The organism is Catenuloplanes niger, assembly GCF_031458255.1.
Classification (GTDB): Bacteria; Actinomycetota; Actinomycetes; order Mycobacteriales; family Micromonosporaceae; genus Catenuloplanes; species Catenuloplanes niger.
This window is the reverse complement of the sequence record NZ_JAVDYC010000001.1, coordinates 52,520-68,903: the sequence shown is the minus strand read 5'-3', so window position 1 is coordinate 68,903 and position 16,384 is coordinate 52,520. Positions and strand designations below refer to the sequence as shown.

The window sequence follows — 16,384 nt, the reverse complement described above, 5'->3', positions numbered from 1 at the left end:
AAGATATCGCCGGGAGGCCCACATGGAAGCGCGGCACCTGCGATACGCGCTCGCGCTCGCCGAGCACGCCCACTTCGGCCGGGCGGCCGCCGCGCTGGGCATCGCCCAGCCTCCGCTGTCCAAGCAGATCGCCGACCTCGAACGCGAGGTGGGCGCCCGCTTGTTCGACCGCACCCGCCGAGGCGTGTTCCCGACCGCCGCGGGCGCCGCCTTCCTGTCCCGGGCGCGCCGCGCGCTCGACGAGATCACCGCCGCCTCGACCGACGCCGCCCGGGCCGCGCGCGGCGAGACCGGACGGCTGCGCCTGGGCTTCATCGCCTCAGCGCTGCTCGCACCGCTGCCCGACATCCTTCACCGGTTCGGCCGCGAACGCCCCGACGTGCGACTGGAACTGCACGAGATGGCCACCCGGCGCAGCACGGCAGCGCTCGTCGCCGGCGAACTGGACGTGGCGGTCGGCCTCGGCCACCCGACGGGTATCGGCGCCGAGCGTTTGCTGTCGGTCCCGATCGCCCACGACCACCTGGTCGCCGTCGTGAGCAACACCCATCCCTACGCGGGCCAACCCTCGATGGACGTGGACCGGCTGCGACACCAGTCCCTGATCGTGGCTCCCGAGGACGACGAGCCCGCCATCGCCACCGCCCTGCGCAACCTGCTGGGCACGAACTCCCCGCCCCTGACCACCGCCACCGTCGCCAGGGACATCCACACCATCATCGGCCTGGCCGCGTGCGGACTCGGCGTGGGCCTGGGCCCGTCCCGCATGCTCGCGGCGCCACGACCCGGCACCTGGTTCTGCGAGATAACCCCCCGCACCCCGCTGCCCGACCTGGTCCTCTCCTTCGACACGCACAACCGGTCGCCCGCGCTGCACGCCTTCCTCGACATCACCCGCGGCACCCGCCCCACGGCCGCCCCCGCGCTCGAGCGCCACCTCAGCCCACCCGGTGCTACGGCGTGATCTGCCAGACCTGCAGCGGCTGCGGCTCGGGCCACTCCGGGCGCGGCCGGTCGTTGTTCGCGCCGAGGCTCTCCCAGCGCAGCACGTAACCGCCGCTGACGGCGAGGTTGGCCATCCGGCCGTCGCTCGCGCCGGTGATCGCGGCCGGTAGCCGGGGCGTCGCCACGTCCGCGACCACGTGGAGATCGGCCGAGTCGACGATCAGCGACCGGCGGGCGGTACGGCACGCGTAGTCGATGCGCAGCGTGCCGTCGCCGAGGTCGGTGGCGCCGCTCAGCAGCCGCAGCGGCATGTCGGCCAGCGACCCGGTGCCGGCGACGCTCCAGTGCCCGGTCCAGTCGGTCAGCTTGGTGCTGGTCCAGCCGCCGGCGCCGTCCGGGCGGGCCGCGTAGAGCTGGTTGACCAGGTTCGCGTCGTACTTCGAGTAGGTGATCAGGACCTGGCCGGCCGCGTCCCAGCCGGTCTTGACGTTGCCGTTCAGCACGCCGCCGAAGATCGGCACCGGGTCGATCACGTCCGCCGACGCGTACGTGGCGGGCAGCGCGATCGGCTGATCCGCGATGTCCTCCCAGGTGACCAGGTCGGCGCTGCGCATGAACGACGGCCGGCTGGAGGTGGCCGCGTCGATGGTGTCCCGCCAGACCAGGGTGAGGTACCAGTACCCGTCCGGCCCGCGCACCGGGCCCTCCTCGTACGCGCTGCGCAGCCCCTGCCCGTCCGTGAGCGCGGTGCTCAGCAGCGGCGTCCAGGTACGCGTGGCCGGGTCGTACCGGTTGTAATGGGTCACGCCCTCGCCGCTGCGGCCGTCCCGGTAGCTGAACAGCAGCGTCCCGTCCGCCGTGGTCCGGAACCGGGGATAGGTGACCTCCCGTTCCCGGCCGGTGTCGACCATCTCGTCCACCTTCACGAGCGTCCGGACATCGCCCGCGGTGGTGGTCCGGAAGTACTCCAGCGGATCCGCGTGCATGTTGCCGGAGACGTGCAGCTGCCCGGCCGGGTCCAGCGCCATGGTCACGTAGTTGTGACTGTCCCATTCCAGCGTGGATTCCAGCGGCTGGTACGTCCAGGTGCTGGAGCCGAGCGTCCGCGCGGCCACGGTCATCCGCCGGTTCGCGTCGTAGTAGGCCACGTACTGCCGGTCGCCGCTGGTGATGATCGACTGCTCGACCGAGTGCCCGGCCCAGGTCCGGTCGACCGTCACCGGCTCACCCTGGACGGTGCCGGCGGGCGGCAGCGGATAGGTCCCCTTCGGGGCGAGGCAGTTCAGCGGTGGTGGCACCCCGGCGCTCCGCCCGGTCGTCTCCACCACGAAGTCGTCCAGACCGGTCGCGCCCTCGAACGAGTAGAGACCGGCCTTGCCGCCGTAGAGCGTGGCCGCGGCCGGGAACGACGCGAAGTCGGCGACCGGTGGGACGGCCGTGCCGTCCGGATTCCGCCCGGCGATCCCGATCTCGACGGCGGCGCCGAGGTGCCGGGCGGTGACGGTCAGCCGCAGCGTGCTGCCCGGCGCGGCCTCGAACGCGCGGTCGAGCAGCGGCGTGCCGTTGACCGCGCCGTCGGTCAGCCGGAGCAGCTGATAGCGGGCCGCGGTGTCGGTGCTCTGCCGCCCGGCCCGCAGCACGTAGTGGTCGGCGTCGGTGCCGGAGTGCGTGAGGTTGAACGCGATCCCGGACCAGAAGCGCCGCTTCGCGTCCGCCGCGGGCAGGGTAACGGTGGCGCCGACGGTGAACACGCCGCTCAGCGTGACCGTGCGCGGGTAGATCACCAGGTCCCGGGTGTGCGGTGGCGTGGTCTCCGGGATCGCCGTCGCCCGGCCCGCGGTGACGGTCCAGGTGCCCCGCGCCGCCGTCCAGCCGCGCGCGTCGAGTGTCGCGGTGCCGGCGAAGTCGTCCGCGAACCGCCACGGCGCCGGCTCGGTCGTGGTCGTCGACGTGAAGTCGTCGATCGGCGTGGTGCCGTTCTGCGAGTACAGGCCCGCGAAGCCGCCGGCCAGCCGGTCGTGCTGCCGCAGCGGCACGGTCGTGCGCGCCCCGGCGACCGACACCTCCAGCGTCGTGCTGTTGCGCGCGGAGGTCAGCCCGAGCGGGACCCGGGTGCCGAAGTCCGCGGTCACCTCGCCGCGCCCGAGCACCGACTCCTCGGTCGCCTGCCCGGACTCGTGGATGCGCACCAGCTGCCAGTGGGCCGGCTCGCCCGGGCGTTTGCCGACCCGGAGCGCGTAGTAGGACTGCTTCCCGTCGGCCACCGGCGTGACGTTCGTGGCGAGCCCGGCCCAGCCGCGGTCGCCGGCGTCCGGGGTCTGGCGCGTGAGCGTCACCGCGGCCGAGACCGCGAACGTGGCGCCGAGCGGCTCGGCATGCGCCAGCACGCGCTCCGTGGCGCCGGTCGCCACGACCGCGCCGCCGCTGATCGCCCAGTCGCCGCGCAGCTCGCTCCACCCCGAGCCGAGGTCGCTGCCCGCGCCCCGGTCGAACGCGTCGGCGAACGGCCGGTCCGTCCACTCGCTCGCACCGGCCGCCGGCGCCTGGGCGCCCGCCGTGGCCAGCAGCGCGACGGTCAGCACCGCCGCGCCGGCACGCGTCGGCCACCGCATCGCACACCCCCGTGTAATGGTCTTCCGATCGTCGATCCATCAGCAGTGTACGGAAGGCACGGCGGACGGTGGGGCGAGAGATTTTCCGGTTTCCCCGCCTCGCGTACCCCCGAAATGGTCTTCTAGGTCTCATGATCCGGAGATGGGCGGCGGGCCTGGTGCTCGTGCTGGGACTGGCCGGGTGCGGTGGCGACGCGGCCGAGGTCGCGGCGCCGGACCGCGGGCTGGTCGGCATCGCGATGCCGACCAAGCAGTCGCAGCGCTGGATCGCCGACGGCGAGAACATGGTGGCGCAGTTCGCACTGCTCGGCTACGACACGACGCTGCAGTACGCGGACGACGACACGGCGCTGCAGGTGACGCAGATCCAGCAGATGATCGACGACGGCGCGGAGGCGCTGGTGGTCGGCGCGATCGACGGGACCAAGCTCAAGGACGTGCTCGCCGCGGCCGCGGGCGCGGAAATCCCGGTGATCTCCTACGACCGGCTGATCCGCGGTACGGACGACATCGACTACTACGCCACGTTCGACAACTTCAAGGTCGGCGTGCAGCAGGCCGGCTACATCGTGCAGGCGCTCGGGCTCTCGCGCGGTGGCGGGCCGTACACCCTGGAGCTGTTCGCGGGGTCGTCGGACGACAACAACGCCACGTTCTTCTTCAACGGCGCGATGAGCGTGCTGCAGCCGTACATCAACGACGGGATCCTCGAGGTCGCCAGCGGTGAGACGAGCTTCGCGGCGGTGGCCACCCAGCGCTGGGACGGGAAGGTCGCGAAGGAGCGGATGGCCCGGCTGCTCGACGGCACGTACGCGAACGAGCGGGTCGACGCGGTGCTGTCCCCGTACGACGGGATCACCCGCGGCATCATCGAGGCGCTGCTCGAGGGCGGGTACGCCGCGACCGCGCTGCCCGTGCTGACCGGCCAGGACGCGGAGCTGGAGTCGGTCAAGCTGATCGCGGCCGGCCAGCAGGGCCAGACCGTCTACAAGGACACGCGGGAGCTCGCCAAGGTCGCGGTGCAGATGGTCAACGCGCTGGTCACCGGCGGCGAGCCGATGGTCAACGACACCGAGCAGTACAACAACGGCGTCAAGGACGTGCCGACGTTCCTGCTCCAGCCGGTGACCGTGACCAGGGACAACTACCAGCGGGTCCTGGTCGAGGGCGGCTACTACACCGCCGCCGAGATCGGAGCCTGAGGTGCGCAGATTCCTGGACCTGTCCGTACGGACCAAGCTGGCGATGCTCGTCGCCGCGTCGCTGGTCGCGCTCGCCACCTGTATGACCGTGACGATCATCAGCGACCATCAGGCGGACGAGGCCAGCGACCGGCTGGCGAACGTCAACGAGGCCAGCGCGCTGGTGCTGCGCCTCGACCAGCTGGCCAGCGAGATGAAGGTCAACGGTCTGCAGTCCGTCGTCCGCGCCACCCCGGCCGAGCAGACCGACCTGCTCGCCGCGGCCGTCGCCGAGGCCGAGGACCTGCTGGCCCAGCTCGACGCCGTGGTGCTGCCGACCGGCCTGGAGTCCGCGGTCGACCGGATCGAGGCGGTCTACGCCGACTACACCCAGGTGATCACGCGGTTCGTGGCCAGCGCGGTCGCGGAGCAGGCGCAGGCCCGGCTGTCCTGGGAGCAGAACGACGTCGACAACTACCTGACCAGCGCCGTGCTGGACAACGAGCGGGCCCTGTTCGCCGAGACCATCGAACGGGAGGACGCGGCCCGCGCCGCCGCCAGCAACCGTGCGCTCGTGATCATGTGGGTGACCGTGGTCGTCGCGGCCGTGGTGCTGGCCGCGTTCGCCTACCTGGTCGTGCAGTCCGTGGTCCCGCCGCTGTCCCGGGTCCGCGCCGCGCTCGCCGCGATGGCCGCCGGCGACCTGACCGTGGCCGCGAACGTGCGCTCCCGCGACGAGGTCGGCCAGATGGCCAAGGCGCTCGAGGAGGCGCAGGAGGACATCCGGACCGTGGTCGCGGCCGTCACCGAGGCCGCGCACTCGGTCGCCTCGTCCGCCGACCGGATCTCCACCACGTCGACCACCATGTCGCAGTCCGCGTCGGACGCCTCCGACCAGGCGCACGGCGTCGCCGAGGCCGCGGCCCGGGTGTCCAGCAACGTCGACGCGGTCGCGAACGGCACCCAGGAGATGGGCACCGCGATCCGCGAGATCGCGCACAACGCGACCGAGGCCGCCCGCTTCGCCGGCCAGGCCGTGCAGGTCGCGGAGACCACCACCGCGCAGGTCGGCAAGCTCGGCGAGTCCTCCGAGCAGATCGCCAACGTGATCAAGGTGATCACCGCGATCGCCAGCCAGACGAACCTGCTGGCGCTGAACGCCACCATCGAGGCCGCCCGCGCCGGCGAGTCCGGCAAGGGCTTCGCCGTGGTCGCCGGCGAGGTCAAGGAACTGGCCCAGGAGACCGCCCGCGCCACCGAGGACATCGCCCGTCAGGTCGAGGCGATCCAGAACGACACGTCCGGCGCGGTCGCCGCGATCGAGGAGATCAGCCACGTGATCGCGCAGATCAGCTCGTTCCAGACCACGATCGCCGGCGCGGTCGAGGAACAGACCGCGACCACCACGGAGATGAACCGCAGCATCGCCGCGGCGGCCGAGGGCGCGGCCGGCATCGCCGCCAACATCTCCGGCCTGGCCACCGCGACCGAGGTCACCACGTCCGGCGTCGGCGAGTCGCAGAGCGCGGTCACCGACCTCGGCACGATGGCGCACCGCCTGGAGAACCTGGTCTCCCACTTCCGCTACTGAAAAAGCCCTTTCTCAACCTGTTTTCCCGCTTCCGGCGTGGCCGGGTCCCCAGTGCTCCCGCGGGCACCGGTCCCGCGGTGGCCGGGTCCGGCGACACCGGGCCGTCTCCGACGGCCGATCCACCCGCCCGGGCGGCGTGCGCCTCCGCGGGGTCCGTTCGGTGCCTACGGACCCGGTAGGGACCGTCGGGCCAGCAGCGCCTCCGCGATCACCAGGTCCTGCCAGGACATGCCGGAGCCCGTGAAGAGGACCGGGCGGTCGCCGGGGATCGGGGTCCGGCCCAGGATCACGTCGCGCATCGGCACCAGGCGGTCCGGGGAGAGCGTGCCCTCGGCGATCGCCGTGATCACGGCGGTCACCGCGTCACCGGGGCTGAGCAGCCGGAACACCTCGGAGGCCGGGAAGTACGGGATCATCGCAGCACGAACCCGGGCGTCATCGGGTCGTCCGGGTCGATCACGAACTCGTGCGTACCGGTCGGGTAGGCCATGCCGGTGATCACCGGGAGTACCGCGTCACCGTCCGTGGCGTACCGTGCGGTGAACCGTGACCCGACGATCGACTCGTGCAGCAGGTCCGCACCCGGTTCGAGCTGCCCGGACGCGGCCAGCGTCGCCACCCGCGCCGCGGTCCCGGAGCCGCACGGCGACCGGTCGACCTCACCGTCCGCGAAGATCGTCACGTTCCGCTGATGCCGCGGCCCCGCCACCTCCTCGTGGAAGATCACGCCGTAGATCCCGCTCAGCCGCGCGTCCGACGGGTGCCGTGCGGCCGGGTGATCCGCCAGCGCCGCCTTGATCTCCCGTCCGATCCCGATCAGCGTGGTCAGGTCCGCCGGCCGCACCGCGAGACCCACCGACGACGCCGGTAACTGCGCGTACAGCGCGCCGCCGTAGCTGACCGCGACCGGCACCGGCCCGCGCGACGTCGGCACCGTCACCGACGGCGCCACCACGAACGACGGCACGCTCACGAAGTCGACGGCCCGCACCTGGCCGGCCGACGTGTGCACGCGCGCGGTGACCCGCCCGGACGGCACGTCGATCACCACGTCCGTCACGCCGTCCGCCGGTGCCTCGACCCGCCCGGTCCGCACCGCCCAGGCACCCAGCGCGATCGTCCCGTGACCACACGCGGTGGAGAACCCGTCCTTGTGGAAGAAGAGCACGCCCAGTCGCGCGCCCGGGTCGTCCGGCGGCACGAGAAGGCCGCCGTACATGTCCGCGTGCCCGCGTGGTTCGTGGCACAGCATCCGCCGCAGCCGGTCCACGGCCGGGTCGCCGATCGCGAACACGCGCCGCTCCGCCACGGTGTCGCCGTCGATCCGTACCGGTGGATCCGCCACGATCCGGAACGGCTCACCGCCCGTGTGGTAATCCTCCGTCAGCACCCGCTCACCGATCATCGCCTCATCCGATCACGCCCGGAAGATCGATTTCAAAGCCGTCCCACGGTACGTGTCGTCACGCTGCGTGCGGTGCTGGCCACGTGCCGCGCGCGATAGGCGTAATACCTGAGAGTAGCTCCGATGCAAGATCACGATCGGGTGACGAGTTCGTGAAGGGCGGGACGGTACCAGGACGGTTCAACCCGCTCTGACCTGCGGTTTTGCCCGTCCAGTCCGGTGTGGACGAATTGCGGCGCGACCTTACGCTGCGCAGCATGTTCAACGGGGACACCCTTGTCAGCTGGCGGCGCCGCGCAACGGCCGGCGCGCTCAGCTTCGCGGCGGCCGGACTGCTGGCCGCCGGCTGCACGCCGGTCGGCGAGCCCGCGACGGCCGCCTCGGGTGCGTCCGGTGCGCCGGTCGCGGCACCGGTGTTCGACGGCGATCCGCTGCCGTTCGGCCCGGACGGCTTCGGCCGGATAACCGTCGGCATGAAGGAGGAGGAGGCGCTGCTCACCGGCGACCTCCAGGCCGCGCCGATCTCCACCGTGCTGGGGCGGAACGTGTACTCGTTCGTCGGCGGCCCGCAGCCGGACCCGAGCCGGATGGCCTCGGACGAGGAGCTGGAGGACAAGGTCTCGAAGGCGGACGACCCGTCGGCGGCCAAGGACTCCGGCAACGTCGCCCAGCTCTACGCGGACTCGACGAAGCGGACGCTGGAGCGCATGCACGCGTACCTGGAGGCCGGTGGCGCGTCGTTCCGCGGCGGATACCTCGACAACATCGCCGCTCCGAAGGACGCGGTCACGGCCGAGGGCATCAAGCGCGGGTCGTCGCGGGCCGACCTGGAGGCGGCCTACGAGAACCTCGGGCTGGCCAAGGGCGGCGACGGTCACTACAAGATGCCGGCCGGCCGCGACTGGCAGCTGATCTTCGAGATGGACCGCGACAAGGTCAAGTACATGTCGCTGGCCCGGCGCCTCTGATCCGTACCCGCCGCACCCGGTGTGGCCGACAACGATCAGGGCGTCCCGCACGCCGCCGCGGCGGTGCGCGCGGACGCCCTGATCGTCGGCCGGGCGGTCAGACCTCGGCGAGCGCGGCCTCCGGCGCCCCGGCCGGCAGGTCCGCGGCGGTGTGCTGCGGTCGCACCACCGGGACCAGCAGGGACAGCGCGACGGCGGTGGTCGCGAGCCCGGTCATCACCCAGAACGCGGTGGTGTAGCCGGACTCGTACGGCAGCCCGTTCGGCTGCATGTGGCTGGTCACGATCGAGGCGACCACGGCCGTGCCGATGGACGCGCCGATCGTGCGGATGTTGGTGTTCATGCCGCTCGCGACGCCGGTCTGGGACGCCGGCACCGCGTGCACGATCAGGTTGATCATCGCGGCGAACGAGACGCCCAGGCCCAGGCCGAAGACCGCGCCGGCCGTGGCGACCTGCCAGGGCGCGTCGTGGAACGTCGCGATCGAGGCGCACGCCAGCGCGACCAGTGCCGCGCCGATCACCAGCTGAGCCTTGCCCGGCATCCGGGTGGCGAGCGGGCCGCTCAGCGAACCGGCCGCGGCCATCGCGACCAGCATCGGCAACATCAGCAGGCCGGTGGTGGTCAGGCTGGCGCCGAAGCCGTACCCCGCCGCGACCGGTGTCTGGATCAGCTGCGGCAGGAACGCGTAGGCGCCGAACATGCCGGCGCCGAAGAGCAGCCCGACCAGGTTCGTCGTCCACACGGCCGGGCGCCGCATCATGCGCATGTCGATCAGCGGGTTGGACGACCGGAACTCGACCACGATCCACGTGGTGAACAGCACCACGGCCGCGGTCAGCAGCCCGATCACCGTCGTCGAACCCCACCCCCAAGCCGAGGCCTTGGACAGCGGCAGCAGCAGCGCGACCAGCCAGGACGACATCAGCGCGGCGGCCGGCCAGTTGATCCTTCCCGGGGTGCGGACCGGCGACTCCGGCACCACCCGCACGGCGAACGCCGCCACCACGAGCGCGGCCACCAGCGGCAGCCAGAACAGCCAGCGCCAGTCGAGCGCGGCGACCACCGGCCCGGCGAGCACGATGCCGACGCCACCGCCGGCCGCGATGACCACGGACATGCCGCCGACCGCGGACGCGACGCGCGACGGCGGGAACTCGTCCCGGATGATGCCGAACGCCAGCGGGAAGACCGCGCCGCCGAGGCCCTGCAGCACCCGGCCGGCGATGAGCACCGCGATGGTCGGCGCGAGCGCCGCGACCAGGCAGCCGGCCGCGAGCGCGACCAGTGCGGCGACCAGCACGCGGCGCTTGCCGATCATGTCACCGACCCGGCCGAGCAACGGCGTGGCGACCGCGGCCGCCAGCAGCCAGGACGTGAAGACCCAGGTGGCGGTCGCGGCGTCGGTGTGCAGGTCGCGCTGGATGGTGGGCAGCACCGGGGTGATCAGGGACTGCATGAGGGAGACGGTGCCCGCGGCGGACGCGAGGACCGCGAACACGCGGGTGGTGCTGGTGCTTGCCATGAGGCCCTTCGAAGGCTGAGTGGTGAGCCGGCGCCGGTTCGTCGTCCTGCGGGGGCGCTCGGGGCCGGCGGGTGGTGCGGGGCCGCCTGTTAAAGTGGAGGCACTCCTCCACCTTAGTGGAGGTGAGCCTCCGGTTTCAACCGGCCGGTCGAGAGGGGTGACGTGACGGAGCGGACAGCCGTGCTCCGGCGGCCGCAGCGGGCGGACGCCCGGCGCAACTACGACGCGCTGCTGGCCGCGGCGCGCGAGGTCTTCGCGGAGAAGGGGACCGAGGCGTCGCTGGAGGAGATCGCCCGCCGGGCCGGGGTCGGCATCGGCACGCTCTACCGCAACTTCCCGGCGCGTCAGGACCTGTTCGAGGCCGTCTACGTCGGCGAGGTCGAGCGGCTGTGCGAGGTCGCGGACGAGGTCGCGGACCTGCCGCCGTGGGACGCGCTGGAGGCCTTCCTGCGCCGGTTCGTGAACTTCGCCGCGACCAAGCGCGCGATCAAGGAGGCGCTGACCGCGGAGTCCGCGATGTTCGTCGGCTGCCGTGCGGACATGTACGCGGCCGGCCGCCCACTCCTCGAGCGCGCCCAGGCGGCCGGCGTGGCGCGCGCGGACGCGACCTTCGACGACGTGCTGCGTATGGTCAGCGGCATCACGGCCGGCGCCTACGTCGACGACGCCCAGCGCGAGCGCGTCCTGGCGATGGCGCTCGACGGCGTGCGCCGCACCTGAACGGCCGCGTCGTCGGTGCGGGTCGCGGCCGTCACGATCGGCGCGCGGGGTTCCCGCGCGGCCGATCCGGTTGCAGAATGCGGAGATGACGGTCGATGCGCACGTGCACTTCTGGAACCCGGAGACGCTGCACTACGCGTGGTTGACCGGGACGCCGCTGGACCGTCCGTACCGTCCGGTGGATCTCGCCGCCGAGCTCGGTGACCTGCCCGACCTCGTGATGGTGCAGGCGGACTGCGCGCCGCACCAGGCGCGGGCCGAGGTGGAGTGGGTGCGCGCGGCCGCGGACGTCTACCCGCGCATCCGCGGCATGGTCGCCTACGCGCCGCTGGAGACCGGCCCGGCCGCGACCGGCCTGATCGAGGAGTACGCGGCCGACCCGTTCGTCGTCGGCGTGCGCCGCAACATCCAGGACGAGAAGCCCGGCTTCGCCGTGACGGGCCATTTCCGGTACGGCGTCCGTGCGCTCGGCGCCGCCGGCCTGACGTTCGACGCGTGCGTCCGGCACCACCAACTGCCCGACCTGGTCGCGCTGGCCCGCGACTGCCCCGGCACCACGATCGTGCTCGACCACCTCGGCAAGCCCCCGGTCGCCACCGGTGAGGGCCGCGACGCCTGGCGCGCCGCGCTCGCCGACCTGGCCGCGCTCCCGAACGTCCGGTGCAAGCTCTCCGGGCTGGTCACCGAGGCGAGTCACGACACCTGGACGCCGGACCAGCTGTACCCCTACCTCGACGCGGCGCTGGAGCTGTTCGGGCCGGCGCGCTGCCTGTTCGGCAGCGACTGGCCGGTGGTGACGCTCGCCGCCGACTACCGACTCTGGTACGGCACGGTCCGCAATCTCCTGGCGCCCGCGGAACGGGACGCGGTGCTGTCCGGGAATGCGCTCACCGTCTACGGCCTTTCGCGCTGACCGTCCCGTTCCTCGGCGCCTGTCGCATTTGGCGCCGGACACCCGTTTCCGCGGGTCCGCGCGCTTTCCGATCTGTCTGATCAACCGCTCAGTCAGCCGGTTCGTGGTGTTAAATCAACGTTGAGCTAGGTGCTGACTATGAGTGTCGACGGAGGCCACTCTTCGTAGTCGCTACCAACTCGGGGTCCGAAGCGCAACCACCCGTTCCGCTCCGCTCCGGGCCATTCGGGCGATCTTCGCCTTACCTGGTCAGGCATAACTCCAATCGCGTTTTCGATTCAGACTGGATTCATGCAAAGCTTCACTGGTCGCTCATGATCCAACCACCATCCGTATTCGCCGTACGGCGATTCGGACCGTCGCAACTACCGGAGGAAAAGTGGCTAACATCGATACCGCGCTGAAGGATGCGATGTCGATCGACGGAGCCATCGCGGTCGCGCTCGTCGACTACACCAGTGGGCTCACGCTCGGCGTGCTGGGCGGCGGACCGGGCATGGACGTGACGATCGCGGCCGCCGGCAACACCGACGTGGTCCGCGCCAAGCTGCGCACGCTGGAGATGCTCGGCCTGCCGGACGGCATCGAGGACATCCTGATCACGCTGGACACCCAGTACCACCTGATCCGGCTGCTCCAGCCGCGCCGCCAGGGCGAGGCGCTGTTCATGTACCTGGCGCTCAGCAAGAGCCGGGCCAACCTCGGCATGGCCCGCCACCAGCTCAAGCGCATCGAGGCCGAACTCGAGGTCTGAGCCGTACCGCAAGCACGGTCCGGCCCGGTCGGCCCGGGTCCACGGCGACCCAGCGGCAGACCGCGGGGGATGACACCGCGGTGGCACACCGCGGTGCGGAGAAAAGGAACGCAGTGGCAGAACGAAGCCTGTCCCAGGTCCTCACCGACACGGTCCGGGACTTCCGGAACCAGGTGCCCGAATGCATCGCCTCGGGCTGGGTCGACATGTCGACCGGCATGCTCCTGGTGGCGGACACGCTCGACGACCACCCGACGGAGGTCCTCGACCTCCTCGCGGCCGCGACGTTCGACCTGTTCCAGGGCCGCAACGTCACGATGATCGAGGACATCTGGAAGCAGCGGCGCGGCACGCCGGGCGACGACCGTCACTACTTCCAGGAGATCGTGGTCAACAGCGACAACCTCGTCCACCTGTTCATGCGCAGCGGGTCGAACCAGGACCTGGTCGCGGTCATCGTCTGCCGCCGGCAGGTGAACATCGGCATGCTCTTCGCGCAGGCCCGCATGGTGATGAAGCAGGTCGAAACCGGCTTCGCCGCCGTCTGACCCGGTCCCGGCCGGCCCACGGGCCGGCCGGAGCGGGAATTCCTTTCACACACCCCGGGGTTCGCGACGGTACGCGGGCCCCGGCGTTCGACTGTGCGCCGGCGGGGCGCACGCGGGGGAACGACGTGCCGGTCACGGCGATGACAATGTGTTTCACGGACGCGGGACGGCGATGGCGATGATGGACCCGGCGGACGCGGGCGGAACGGGCGACCACCCGATACGTGCGCTCGCCGAGGCCCTGCGGATCCCCGGGGCGCGGCGGGTGGCGCTGGTCGCGGAGGGCGCGAGCGTGCCGGCCTGGTCGTCCACGCCCGGCGGGCCGGACGAACCGGTCGACGGTACGGCCACGGTCGCGGTCGTCATGGTGCAGGCGGCCCGCGAACTGCTCCGGCTGACCGCCGGCGGCGACGTCGACGACCTGCTGCTGACCAGCGGCGAGTACTTCCACGTGCTGCGCCTGATCGAGCGGCCCGGCCGCGGCGCCGAGGTCGTGCACCTCACGCTGCAGCGCTCCGCCGCGAACCTGGCGATGGCCCGCCGCGAGTTCCGTCGCGCCGCCGCGATCTACCGCGACGGCCCCTACGCCATCGGTGCCACGCCCGGCCTCCCCGTGCCCCCGCTCGCCCCGGCGTCCCCGCCGCTGCTCCCGGCCGCGCCGCCGGCTCCGGTCCCGCCGGACGGCGAGCCCGCGCCGGTTCCGTCGGCGGCCACGCCGATCGTGGTACTGCCCGACGCGGAGATCTTCGCGCCCGAGCCCGGCCCGGTGCCGGTCACGGCGTCGCCGGAAGCCGAGTCGTTCGCCCCGGCGCCGGAGCCGTTCCCGGCGCGGCCGGAAACAGAGCCGCTCGAGACGGCACCGGAGTCGTTCGAGGTGCTGCCGGAGACCGGGATTCCCGCCTGGCCGGGCTCGTTTTCCGCGCCTGAGGGCGAGGCCGACGTTTCGGCTGAACCGGAGTCGTTTGTGGTACCGGAGGTCGGGATTCCCGCCAGGCCGGAGTCGTTCTCCCCGCCGAAGGCCGAGGTTGTGGCTGGGCCGGAGTCGTTCGTGGCGCTGGAGGTCGGGATTCCCGCCGGGGCGGAGTCGTTCTCCGTGCCGGAGACCGAGGCTCCTGCCGAGCCGGAGTCATTCGAGGTGCTGCCGGAAGCGGGGCTTCCCACCACCGGGCCGGCGTCGTTCGAGGTGCTCCCGGAAGCGGGGCTTCTCGCCGGGTCGGCATCGTTCGAGCTGCTGCCGGAAGCGGCGATGTCCGAGGCGGACCCGGAAGCCGCCATGCTCATGGCGGACCCGGAAGCCACCGCGTTGGTGGCGGAGCCGGAGGCAATCGCGTTCGAGGCGGAGCCGGCCGGGGCGCCCTCGGACGCGGAGCCGGCCGGAGTGTTCCCGGAGTGGGAGCCCGAGCAGTCGGCGATCATCCTTGAGCCCGGTCCGGCGGAGGCCGCGCCGGACCGGCCCGTGACGGTCCCGCCGGTTATGGAGACGATGCCGGACGGCCCGGCGATCGACCTGGCCTTCGAGCCCGGCAGACCGGCCGATCCGGAAGCCGGGAGGGGCGGGCACGGGCCGGCCATCGGCATCGCGACGGTGGTCCCGACGGCGGACGCCGGTGCCGAATGGGCACCGCCGCCCGCGCACGTCTTCCCCGACTTCCAGGTGCCGCCGCCCGCCGATGTCTCGTGGTCGCCCGCCGCGGAGGCGGCGGACCCCGTCGACCCGGAGGACTTCACGGCGGAGCCGCTCGACCGGGACGCGTTCCCACCCGCGCCACCCGGCTTCGAGCCGCTGGCGCAGCCGGCGTCACCTGGCTCTGATCCGCCGCCGGAGACGGCGCACGCCGGTGTCGAGTCGCTGCCGGGGCCGGGGCCGGGGCCGGCTGGTGCCGAGCCGATGGCGCCGCCTGCGCCGCCCGGCTTTGAGCCGCTGCCGGTGCCATCTGGCCTGGAGCCGCTCCCGGAATCGGAGCCGGCTGGTGTCGAGCCGTTCGCGCAGCCTCAGCCGCCCGGTCCCGAGTCGTTGTCGGAGTCGGCTTCCGTTGGTGTCGAGTCGGTGGTGCAGCCTGCGCCGCCTGGTTTCGAGCCTTTGTCGGAGTCGGCTTCGGCTGGTGTCGAGTCGGTGGTGCAGCCTGCGCCGCCTGGTTTCGAGCCTTTGTCGGAGTCGGCTTCGGCTGGTGTCGAGCCGACGGCGCAGCCTGCACCACCTGGGTTCGAGCCGCTGCCGGAGCCCGCGCCGGCCGACGTCGAGCCGTTCACGGAGCCCTCGCCGGCCGGTGTCGAGCCGATGGCGCAGCCTGCGCCGCCCGGCCTCGAGCCGCTCCCGGAGCCGCAGCCACGCGAGCCGGAGCCGCTTCCGCGGCCGGAGCCGCAGCCACGCGAGCCGGAGCCGCTTCCGCGGCCGGAGCCGGAGTCGCCGGGGCAGGAGCTGACCCCCTACGGTCAGCGGCGCCGCCCCGGCGCGTTCCTCGAGGCGCAGGCCGCCGAGGACGCCGCCGCCCGGGCCACCCGGGAGGCCGCCGCCCACGCGGTCGAGGACGCGGCCGCGCGCGCCCTGCTGGAGGCCGATTACGCCGGTGGTCACCAGGAGTCGGACGCGGCCGCGCGGGCCGTGCTGGAGGCCGGCTACCAGGACCCGGCCGTGGCCGCGCACGCGGTGCCGGAGGCCGGTCACCCGGGTGGTCACCGGGAGTCGGACGCGGCCGCCGGGGCCGTGCCGGAGGCCGGTTACCAGAACCCGGGCGTGGCCGCGCACGCGGTGCCGGAGGCCGGTCACCCGGGTGGTCACCGGGAGCCGGACGCGACCGCGCCGGAGACCGGTTACGTGGCGGGCTACCGGGAGCCGGACGCGGCCTGGCCCGGTCATGTGCCGCCGGGCGTGGACTTCCCGGTCAGTTGTCCGCCGCCGTACCCGCAGATCGCGGATCTTCGGTCGGATGCGCCCTGGCCTGGGGAGACGATGCCCACGTCCGCCCCCACGGGCCCGCTGCCCGGGGATACGCTCGATTTTGCCGACCCGGTCGGCGTGGATGACGCGGTGGAGCTGCTGCCGCGACGCACCGCCCGGGACGGGCCGGTGCCGGAGCCCGATCCGGGTCCGGAGCTGCCGGCCGTGGCCCTGGAGGGCGCGGCGCCGTCGCTGTTCAGCCTGCTGAACCAGCCGTTCACGAACGACTCGCCGACCCTGGGTCGCATCATGTCCGCGCTGCGCGACCTGTAGCGCGCGTCATC

Annotated in this window: 13 protein-coding genes; 9 read left to right on the top strand and 4 right to left on the bottom strand. The window is 72.6% G+C overall.

What is annotated here, in order from left to right:
• Positions 1–22: 22 nt before the first annotated feature.
• Complete coding sequence (locus J2S44_RS00295; protein ID WP_310407659.1) at positions 23–964, top strand: LysR family transcriptional regulator; 942 nt, start codon at positions 23–25, stop codon at positions 962–964.
• Here the strand turns inward: J2S44_RS00295 and J2S44_RS00290 are convergent.
• Positions 954–3,557, bottom strand: coding sequence for a BNR repeat-containing protein (locus J2S44_RS00290; RefSeq protein ID WP_310407657.1), 2,604 nt, complete (start codon positions 3,555–3,557; stop codon positions 954–956). The genes J2S44_RS00295 and J2S44_RS00290 overlap by 11 nt on opposite strands.
• Positions 3,558–3,688: 131 nt before the next feature.
• Between J2S44_RS00290 and chvE the strand changes: the two genes are divergently transcribed.
• Complete coding sequence (gene chvE / locus J2S44_RS00285; RefSeq protein ID WP_310407654.1) at positions 3,689–4,759, top strand: multiple monosaccharide ABC transporter substrate-binding protein; 1,071 nt, start codon at positions 3,689–3,691, stop codon at positions 4,757–4,759.
• Between the two features lies 1 nt (position 4,760).
• Complete coding sequence (locus J2S44_RS00280) at positions 4,761–6,329, top strand: methyl-accepting chemotaxis protein (protein ID WP_310407652.1); 1,569 nt, start codon at positions 4,761–4,763, stop codon at positions 6,327–6,329.
• Positions 6,330–6,493: 164 nt separating this feature from the next.
• On the opposite strand, the gene J2S44_RS00275 is transcribed toward J2S44_RS00280, so the two are convergent.
• On the bottom strand, positions 6,494–6,745 hold the full coding sequence (locus J2S44_RS00275) for a hypothetical protein (RefSeq protein ID WP_310407650.1): 252 nt from the start codon (positions 6,743–6,745) through the stop codon (positions 6,494–6,496).
• Entirely contained in the window at positions 6,742–7,734 is a 993-nt protein-coding gene (locus J2S44_RS00270) for a proline racemase family protein (protein WP_310407648.1), read from the bottom strand. The genes J2S44_RS00275 and J2S44_RS00270 overlap by 4 nt, the downstream gene beginning before the upstream one ends.
• A 257-nt stretch (positions 7,735–7,991) precedes the next feature.
• On the opposite strand from J2S44_RS00270, the gene J2S44_RS00265 reads away from it, so the two are divergent.
• The gene (locus J2S44_RS00265; protein ID WP_310407646.1) at positions 7,992–8,702 is read left to right on the top strand and encodes a hypothetical protein; all 711 of its coding nucleotides are present in this window, start codon (positions 7,992–7,994) and stop codon (positions 8,700–8,702) included.
• A 97-nt stretch (positions 8,703–8,799) separates the two neighbouring features.
• On the opposite strand, the gene J2S44_RS00260 is transcribed toward J2S44_RS00265, so the two are convergent.
• Positions 8,800–10,227 (bottom strand): MFS transporter, encoded by a 1,428-nt coding sequence (locus tag J2S44_RS00260; RefSeq protein ID WP_310407644.1) that lies wholly within the window; start codon positions 10,225–10,227, stop codon positions 8,800–8,802.
• A 162-nt stretch (positions 10,228–10,389) separates the two neighbouring features.
• On the opposite strand from J2S44_RS00260, the gene J2S44_RS00255 reads away from it, so the two are divergent.
• The 5 genes from J2S44_RS00255 to J2S44_RS00235 all read left to right on the top strand — a co-directional run bounded on the left by J2S44_RS00255 (position 10,390) and on the right by J2S44_RS00235 (position 16,373).
• On the top strand, positions 10,390–10,947 hold the full coding sequence (locus J2S44_RS00255) for a TetR/AcrR family transcriptional regulator (protein ID WP_310407643.1): 558 nt from the start codon (positions 10,390–10,392) through the stop codon (positions 10,945–10,947).
• A gap of 85 nt (positions 10,948–11,032) precedes the next feature.
• Positions 11,033–11,860, top strand: coding sequence for an amidohydrolase family protein (locus J2S44_RS00250; protein ID WP_310407640.1), 828 nt, complete (start codon positions 11,033–11,035; stop codon positions 11,858–11,860).
• A 379-nt stretch (positions 11,861–12,239) separates the two neighbouring features.
• Positions 12,240–12,614, top strand: coding sequence for a hypothetical protein (locus tag J2S44_RS00245; protein WP_310407638.1), 375 nt, complete (start codon positions 12,240–12,242; stop codon positions 12,612–12,614).
• Between the two features lie 113 nt (positions 12,615–12,727).
• A complete protein-coding gene (locus J2S44_RS00240) occupies positions 12,728–13,162 on the top strand; it encodes a hypothetical protein (protein ID WP_310407635.1) in 435 nt (144 codons plus the stop codon).
• Positions 13,163–13,334: 172 nt separating this feature from the next.
• Positions 13,335–16,373, top strand: coding sequence for a hypothetical protein (locus tag J2S44_RS00235; RefSeq protein WP_310407633.1), 3,039 nt, complete (start codon positions 13,335–13,337; stop codon positions 16,371–16,373).
• Positions 16,374–16,384 lie beyond the last annotated feature (11 nt).

Coding starts and splice junctions, on each gene's coding strand:
- J2S44_RS00270 (WP_310407648.1), bottom strand. CDS start 7,734: ATGATCGGTGAGCGGGTGCTGACGGAGGATTACCACACGGGCGGTGAG.
- J2S44_RS00275 (WP_310407650.1), bottom strand. CDS start 6,745: ATGATCCCGTACTTCCCGGCCTCCGAGGTGTTCCGGCTGCTCAGCCCC.
- J2S44_RS00290 (WP_310407657.1), bottom strand. CDS start 3,557: ATGCGGTGGCCGACGCGTGCCGGCGCGGCGGTGCTGACCGTCGCGCTG.
- J2S44_RS00235 (WP_310407633.1), top strand. CDS start 13,335: ATGGCGATGATGGACCCGGCGGACGCGGGCGGAACGGGCGACCACCCG.
- J2S44_RS00295 (WP_310407659.1), top strand. CDS start 23: ATGGAAGCGCGGCACCTGCGATACGCGCTCGCGCTCGCCGAGCACGCC.
- J2S44_RS00265 (WP_310407646.1), top strand. CDS start 7,992: ATGTTCAACGGGGACACCCTTGTCAGCTGGCGGCGCCGCGCAACGGCC.
- chvE (WP_310407654.1), top strand. CDS start 3,689: ATGATCCGGAGATGGGCGGCGGGCCTGGTGCTCGTGCTGGGACTGGCC.
- J2S44_RS00250 (WP_310407640.1), top strand. CDS start 11,033: ATGACGGTCGATGCGCACGTGCACTTCTGGAACCCGGAGACGCTGCAC.
- J2S44_RS00260 (WP_310407644.1), bottom strand. CDS start 10,227: ATGGCAAGCACCAGCACCACCCGCGTGTTCGCGGTCCTCGCGTCCGCC.